Source organism: Bacillota bacterium, assembly GCA_012837285.1.
Classification (GTDB): Bacteria; Bacillota; DTU030; order DUMP01; family DUMP01; genus DUNI01.
The window spans coordinates 1-7,373 of record DURJ01000180.1 but is presented as its reverse complement, the minus strand read 5'-3'; the positions used below and the strand labels follow the sequence as shown (position 1 = coordinate 7,373).

Below are 7,373 nucleotides of genomic sequence, written 5' to 3'. Positions count from 1 at the left end.
TCCTACGTGCTTCATGGCCACAATAACACGGGATCCGGCCAACGATGCGCCTAGACCTACTTCCAGAGCCACTTTTTCATTGGTGGACCATTCGGCATAGATTTCTTCGTACGGAATTAGGTTCTCTACGATTTCCGTACTAGGCGTACCCGGGTAGGCTGCAGCAAAGGTGGCTCCGTACTCGTAGGCACCACGGGCAATGGCCTCGTCCCCAGACAGGAACAATTTCACGCTTCTTCTCCCCCTTTGGCAGATTGATCTGCTACCACCGTCCTACCATTCTCCCCTGTATCAATTCGACTAACAAAGCCCATATTCCTTTTAAATTGGCAAAAAATCCGGTTTTCAGTCTCTTACTACTTCTTGGCTGCAGCGGCAACCACACCCAAAGCAATGGACTGGAGCTTGGTTTCGTGAGGATCAGCCCTGGATACCAGTACCACCGGCGCCTTGGTGCCCACAATAATTCCGGCCGATTTTCCGGCGCCGAAATAGGTCATGGCTTTACCCAGCAAATTACCGGCCTCAATCGTCGGCACAAGCAGAATATCGGCTTGCCCGGCCACCGGGCTGGTAATGCCCTTGCGGGCTGCCGCCTCAGCACAGATAGCGTTATCCAAGGCCAGAGGACCGTCGATTAGACAGCCTTTTATTTGCCCTCGAGCTCCCATTTGGGCCAACGCAGCTGCATCTAAAGTAGACGGCATGTCCGGGTTTACCACTTCTACCGCTGCCAACGCAGCTACCTTAGGCTCGGCAATGCCCAGAGCATGGGCCACTTCCACCGCATTATACACGATTTCGGCTTTTTGTTTTAAGTCCGGGAACATGTTCATGCCGCCGTCGGTAAGGAAAAACAAGCGGTGATAGCCGGACAGTTCATACAGCATGACATGGCTCAGGACTCTACCGGTACGCAAACCGATCTCCTTGTCCAATACGGCCCGTAAAATGTCCGCTGTAGACATCAGCCCTTTCATCAATAACCGGGCCTTGCCGGAGCTTACCAACTCAACAGCACGTCGAGCACAGCCGGCGGTATTCGGTTCATCATAAATCTCCACGTCAGTTAAATCAAAATCAATCGTTGACGCCAACTCTCGAATTTGCTGTTCAGGCCCAACCAGGAGAGGAGTGGCAATCCCTAATTCCCGTGCTTCCTTTATTGCCAACAGCACTTCCTCATCAGCTGCTGCCGCCACTGAAACAGTCAGCGGCCCATACTCCCTGGCCTTCGACACTAGTTCAGCCAGGCTTGTGGTCACTCTTTCTTGCCCCCTTCTTCATTTTTAGCAAAGGTGCCCTTTTCCGAACACTGTGGGCACTTTTGTGGTTTGCACCGGCCTTCTTTCTCAAAACCGCATTTTCCGCATTTCCATACGGCCACCTGCGCCACCTCCTTTTAGCAGTTATTTCTACATGTCTTAACAGTTTTCCTTCCGAAGTTGCGGCCCAATCCTCTCGCTCCGCAGTGCCCTTAGAACGACCGACCTCGGCTCACTCGGGCCGCCCCTGAACTCGTCCCTGTGGGGCTCGACTTGCCCACCCTACAGGTGGGAATATGCATCGGCGGTATTCCCTCGCTCGCCTCGCTCTTTTAAATAAGGGCCAAGCTTCGCTTTGAGAATCGGGCCTAGCAACTCCTGTCCATTACTATTGTTTCGGATATAGCGAGCGCTAGAAATACAAAACAATCCTAACAATATGCTGGGGCTGCCATACAGCAGCCCCAGCGCCATCACTCATTTATTCTTGGTTGGCCAGTGTCCGCTCGGCTCGCTCAATGGCCAGCCGTACCATGTTCCCGCAATCGCGGGAGGTTACACCGCCAAAGCCTTCCCGGCGGACAATATCCGCCACCCCAAGTTCTTCGGCTAACTCGTACTTCAGCTTATCGGACATTACGCTCCGACGCCTTCTCGCCATTAGCCTCACCCCTTATATTAGCTGAGCGATGGTGTTATATTTTGCCCGCTGCAATCGGCGCTCATCCCAGGAAGGTTGTGCCACCGCCATGTATGTCTGTGCGGCATGGGGCATTTCACAGAAAACAGAAACGGCAAAGCCCCTTATTGTCATCCTGAGCCACCCTTATTGTCATCCTGAGCGCAGCGAAGGATCTGCCGAAGCGTTAGTAGTCAAGCCCTTGCTTAAGACGGGGCTCCTTTCACTTGGCTGTAGTGCCGGCCGCGGCCCCGGATACGGGCGTTGTCGACCGCTGTGGCTTTCGATATAATAATTGTCTTTATAAATAAGTTCCGATATCGGCACAATCTCATACCCTCGGCTGTGGAGCTCTTGGATAATTTGCGGCAGCGCCGCCGGGGTATGCTCGGCATTATTGTGAAAAAGTACGATGGAGCCCGGTTTAATCTGGCCTAATACGCGTCGGCTAATCTCCTGAGCAGTGAGATTTTGCCAATCCAAAGAATCCACGTCCCATTGAATGGCAAACAGGCCCAAATCCTGTACTACCGTCAGAACAGTATTGTTATACTCCCCAAACGGCGGCCGAAATAACAGCGGTTCTTGCCCGGTAAGCTCACGGATGCGGGCGTTAGTTGTTTCCAGTTCCTCGTATACTTGTTCCGCTGTTAGAGAGTTTAGATGTGGATGCGTAGCCGAATGGTTCCCCAACTCATGTCCGGCCGCGGCGATTTGCTTCGTCACTTCCGGGTATTTTTCCATCCAAAAATCCACCAGGAAAAAAGTGGTTTGGATTTTATGCTCATTAAGAATATTCAGGAGAAGCGGAGTCTTGTCGGCGCCCCAAGCGGCGTCAAAACTAATGGCTACTCTCTTCGCCGCCGTCTCAACACAATAAATCGGTACCAGGCGGGTAGCGGGAGCCAGTGCCGACAAATAGCTCACCGATTCGCTCACGGCAAAACCAAGGGCCAGCATCAGCACCACCGCCGCCGCTAGCACCCGGGGCCAAGAAAAATACATCACCCTCACTATGTTCCCCTCCCCTCGCTCCCTACATAATATGTTAGCGACGGCCAAAGAGAACACGGCTAGGCGTCAACCCTCTTGGGCTGCTTCTTCACTGAAAAGACACAGATCAATAAGATCGGTCATATGGCGGAGAACAAAATTCGGCTGCTCTGCCAGCACCAGCCGGGGCGGAACCACGCTCCACCCAACAGCCGCCGTGTAGGTTCCGGCCGCCCGGGCCGAGGCTATATCCAAGGGACTATCACCCACCATCAGTGTATTCTCCGGCTGTCGGTGCAAGAGTTCCAGTGCCTTTAGCACCGGAGCCGGGTGCGGTTTATGTCGGTTGGTATCTTCCGGAGTTACCACCACCGCCATATATACGTCTAAATCAAATAGCTTCAGTCCCCGCAGGGCTAGGTGTCGGCGCTTCCCTGTTACCACCCCCAGCTTGCAGCCGGCTGATTTGAGTGCGGTGAGAGTCTCTTTGACCCCGGGGAACAATCTCGTGGTAGTATCGTGTCGTGATTCGTTATACTCCCGGTATGTTTTCAGCATAGCATCCACTTTGTCCGCTGCGTACTCGCGCAATATGTCCACCAGGGGACGACCGAAAGTGCGCGCTATCTCTGTCTCCGAAACAGCCCGACCCAGATGAACCTTCAGCGTATGTTGAAAGGAATCAATAATAAGTTGGTTAGTGTCAATAAGGGTCCCATCCAAGTCGAAAAGGACACAGCTTATGTGGCTCATCAATCTATCTCTCCCTCTCCCCAGATCCAAAGTCATCTTATCTTAGCACACATTAGGTACCAAAAGAAAGCCGGTTGGCCGCCCCAAGTGAGGCTGACTGTGGTCGTAACCAACGATAATTTCCTTTTCTGTAACCCACTTGTTAAGTAACTGTGATATTATGAAAGTGAACTTGAGGGGACAAGTTCCGACACTAAGGCTCGATGGGAGAGAAGAACCGTGTTACCACCGACTAAGAAATACGCCACCACCATTACCGTCGTCTTATTGGGTCTGGCTCTGTTCTTCCTCTGCTCTTGGACCCTAGCGGCTAGTATCGTGGGAAACCGGGCCACTTCTGACGAAACCCTGGCTAATCCACTGCCAGCGGAGTCAGTAATAACACAACCAGTTGACACCGAAGCTTCACCGCCTGACCCCAGCCAAGAAACGCCACCGGCAGATGTTCCCTCTGATGGTACCGACAAAGAAATCACAGCAGAAATCTCACCCCCAGCCGGTCCCACCCAATCGCCAATTAAGGCTGAGTACCAGCCTATTTTCCCCCCTGAGCCCTACTCATTAGAAGTACTGCGCGGCCAAAACGGAACCGATAAACGAATCGCCCTTACCTTCGACGATGGGCCGGATCCCCATTGGACCACCCAATACCTGGCTGTGCTTAAGGAAAAACAGGTCCCGGCCACCTTCTTCTTTATCGGCAATCTCATCGCTAAACATCCGCAGATAGTTCAGGCCGCCATTGCCGACGACCATGAAGTGGGTGTCCACTCCCATACCCATAGGAAACTAACGAGTCTAAAAGAAGCGCAAATAAGACAAGACCTGGTGGACGCAGCCCACACACTGTATAATGTTACCCAACAGACAGTCGTATATTTTCGTCCTCCTTACGGTGCTACTAACAGTACAGTAAACAATATTGCCCACGGCTTGGGACAAACTGTAGTCACCTGGAACGTGGACCCGCGAGATTGGGCAACTACAGACTCCAACCAAATAGTCAATCAAGTACTGCGCCAAGTGCAGGCCGGTTCCATCATCCTGTTACACGAAGGAAAAGCCCAGACTCTCCAGGCCTTGCCTACTATTATTCAGCGGTTGCGCCAAGAGGGTTATGAGTTCGTCACTGTGTCGGAGTTGTTTAGCTTCAGGCCCAGTGAATCTATTCCGGTCTCTACTGCGCCCACGGCCGATTCCGTGCCCGCTCCCGCGGTGCCTGCTGACGAGGCCAAGCCAAACGCCCCGGCCAGTGAAGCCACCGGCTCGACTAAAATTAAACCAGCCCCGGTCCCACTGGAAGCTGCTACACCTACTGACGGTATCGAACCGACCACGAATCCTTAATCGGGTACGCGCCAAGAGCTGTGCTAAGAGCAGCTCTTTTTTGTTTTTCCCTATTTGTATCTGCCCCTGGTACCAACGCCGAGCCATAAGTTATACTAAAAGAGGATTTATCTAGCTGAACCCGGTAGGCCGTGTATACAGTCATGATGGTATGGAAGATAGTCATCCAATGCGAAGCGAAGGATCGAAATCAAAGGTAGGTGTTACCCTTGGCCAACCCACACATTCTCCACGTAGACATGAACGCCTTTTTTGCCGCCTGCCACCAAGCCCAAGAGCCTGCCCTCAAGGGTAAACCGGTGCTAGTAAGCGGCGACCCTTCCTCCCGCCACGGCATTGTCCTTACTGCTTCTTACGAAGCACGCCGCTTTGGTGTAAAAACTGCCATGCCCACAGCTCAAGCATTGCGCCTTTGCCCACAAGCTCTGATCGTGGCACCGAATTTTAGGCTCTATTCTTTCTATTCCAAGCAAATCATGGCCATCTTAAATTCTTTTACGCCCCTGGTGGAGCAGTATTCCATCGACGAAGCCTGGCTGGACGTTAGTGGCTGCGAGAATCTGTTCGGCCCAGCGGACAACATTGCTCGGGAAATCAAACAGAAAATCAAACACCAACTGGATCTGTCCTGCTCTATCGGTATTGCCCCCAGCAAAATCTTAGCCAAAATGGCATCGGATCTGGAAAAACCGGACGGATTGGTGATCATTACTGCTGATAACATTGCCAGCCGGATCTGGCCGCTGGCGGTGGACAAACTGTTTGGGGTCGGACCGCAAACAACAGCAGCTCTGAACAGCCTGGGTGTGTTTACTATCGGTGATTTGGCCGGTTTCCCGCTAGCAGTTTTAAAGCAACGCTTCGGTGCCTATGGACCGTACTTGGCCCAACTGGCCCAAGGCCAAGACCACAGCTCAGTTGATCCCAACCCCGATACGGCCAAATCCATCGGCAATTCCATTACCCTGCCCCAAGATGCCGAAACTGCCGCCGAGATTGAAACAATATTGTTAGCTCTAGCCGAAGAGGTAGGAACTCGATTGCGACGCCGCAACTTAAAAGGCAGCACCATTACTGTAAGCGTAAAAACCCCTGACTTTAGGCTGATAACACGATCCCGCACCTACCCAGAGGCTACTAATCTTACTGAAACCATCTACCGACGAGCCGGTGAGATCTATCGCCAACATCTCCAAGGACAGCGCGTACGACTGGTGGGTGTCACCGTCAGCAACATCACCGCCGCTAGCGCCGGTACCCAGCTTAGCCTGTTTCCCGCCAGCGAAGATGACAAGCGCGCCCGCCTAGCCCAGACTGTGGACCAGGTACGAGCGCGTTTCGGCGACCGATCTTTGGTTAGAGCCCGGCTCTTACATGGGCCCCAGTTGCCGAAAAAATAGTGCGGCACTACTCCGACACCAGCCTAGCTACCAGTACCTTGAACTCGGTCAATGAGTCCTTGCCCCAACCCAGTTTAGTCTCCTGCACTAGACCGGCTTTGTCTACAAAGAAAGTCACCGGCAGTCCTTCTACATCATAGTCCCAGAATATATTGAGCTGTTCGTCCCAGACTACATTTGCTGCTACTGGGTAGCGGTCAAAAAACGCCCTTAGTTCGCGCTCCCGGCCGCCGATGACAAAATAAAAGTCCAGGCCTTGCTCCTTAAATCCCTCCAGCTCCGGCTGCAACTGCAACACCTCTTGCACACAGCCGCCTCACCCCGGAGAGAAAAAGCTTATTATCGCCGGCCTCCCCGAATCGGACTTGAACTCCACTTCTTCACCGGTGAGAAAATCTTTGCCGGCAAAAGCTGCCGCCCTCACACTGCCACCAAGGGCAGGATCCCAGGATTCCTCCGATGTCTCGTCCCCATTCGGCACCGGCCCTGATAGGTCTTCCATTGGCGGCTCAATTGCTTCCTTTCGACCACACCCGGCAACAGTCAACGCCAATACCAGCAAAAGCACTACTATCACCCAACTGTAACGCTTGGCCACCTTTCTTCCACCCTCCTGCCCTAGCCTAAATTACGAGACCTTCAGTATAACAGACTCTCTACCTTGGCTTACTAAGCTATGGACATCTTTGTCCATTCCTTGTCTATAAAGGACAATCTTTTTGGGCAAATTAACTTGCCTTGGTTGTATCTAGTCCCCGTTTCACGTCATGGCCACAAAAACTGTTCTTTGTAGTCATCCTGAGGGCTTTGCCCGAAGGATCTTGAAAGATTCCTCAGTACTTTGCTCCTTCAGAATCACGGACAATATACTTCATTTGTCGTACTACGGGCATCGCTGGGCATTCGATAACGCCATTTACCCCTGAATCGACACCC

At 52.6% G+C, this 7,373-nt stretch carries 10 protein-coding genes and 1 pseudogene; 2 read left to right on the top strand and 9 right to left on the bottom strand.

Annotated elements, in window-relative coordinates; genetic code table 11:
• From GX016_10260 to ppaX, 7 genes are all read right to left on the bottom strand, one after another.
• Positions 1 to 231, bottom strand: a 231-nt coding sequence (locus GX016_10260) for an indolepyruvate ferredoxin oxidoreductase subunit alpha (GenBank protein HHT71925.1), incomplete at its 3' end; no start/stop codon positions are given.
• Between the two features lie 125 nt (positions 232 to 356).
• Positions 357 to 1,253: a phosphate butyryltransferase gene (gene ptb / locus GX016_10255; GenBank protein ID HHT71924.1), complete on the bottom strand. Its 897-nt coding sequence runs from the start codon at positions 1,251 to 1,253 to the stop codon at positions 357 to 359.
• Positions 1,254 to 1,261: 8 nt separating this feature from the next.
• A complete protein-coding gene (locus GX016_10250; GenBank protein HHT71923.1) occupies positions 1,262 to 1,387 on the bottom strand; it encodes a rubredoxin in 126 nt (41 codons plus the stop codon).
• A gap of 359 nt (positions 1,388 to 1,746) precedes the next feature.
• Positions 1,747 to 1,926, bottom strand: a complete 180-nt coding sequence (locus tag GX016_10245; protein HHT71922.1) for a small, acid-soluble spore protein, alpha/beta type — start codon at positions 1,924 to 1,926, stop codon at positions 1,747 to 1,749.
• Positions 1,927 to 1,938: 12 nt separating this feature from the next.
• Positions 1,939 to 2,079 (bottom strand): hypothetical protein, encoded by a 141-nt coding sequence (locus GX016_10240; GenBank protein ID HHT71921.1) that lies wholly within the window; start codon positions 2,077 to 2,079, stop codon positions 1,939 to 1,941.
• An 18-nt stretch (positions 2,080 to 2,097) separates the two neighbouring features.
• Entirely contained in the window at positions 2,098 to 2,949 is an 852-nt protein-coding gene (locus GX016_10235; protein HHT71920.1) for a polysaccharide deacetylase family protein, read from the bottom strand.
• Positions 2,950 to 3,024: 75 nt separating this feature from the next.
• Positions 3,025 to 3,690, bottom strand: coding sequence for a pyrophosphatase PpaX (gene ppaX / locus GX016_10230; GenBank protein ID HHT71919.1), 666 nt, complete (start codon positions 3,688 to 3,690; stop codon positions 3,025 to 3,027).
• A 219-nt stretch (positions 3,691 to 3,909) separates the two neighbouring features.
• On the opposite strand from ppaX, the gene GX016_10225 reads away from it, so the two are divergent.
• Together GX016_10225 and dinB are read left to right on the top strand one after the other, a co-directional pair.
• The gene (locus GX016_10225) at positions 3,910 to 5,037 is read left to right on the top strand and encodes a polysaccharide deacetylase family protein (protein HHT71918.1); all 1,128 of its coding nucleotides are present in this window, start codon (positions 3,910 to 3,912) and stop codon (positions 5,035 to 5,037) included.
• Between the two features lie 239 nt (positions 5,038 to 5,276).
• Positions 5,277 to 6,437 (top strand): DNA polymerase IV, encoded by a 1,161-nt coding sequence (dinB, locus tag GX016_10220; protein ID HHT71917.1) that lies wholly within the window; start codon positions 5,277 to 5,279, stop codon positions 6,435 to 6,437.
• A gap of 7 nt (positions 6,438 to 6,444) precedes the next feature.
• Here dinB and GX016_10215 read toward each other — a convergent pair.
• Positions 6,445 to 6,747, bottom strand: a pseudogene (locus tag GX016_10215) (redoxin domain-containing protein).
• A gap of 6 nt (positions 6,748 to 6,753) precedes the next feature.
• Positions 6,754 to 7,035, bottom strand: coding sequence for a hypothetical protein (locus GX016_10210; GenBank protein HHT71916.1), 282 nt, complete (start codon positions 7,033 to 7,035; stop codon positions 6,754 to 6,756).
• Positions 7,036 to 7,373: the final 338 nt, after the last annotated feature.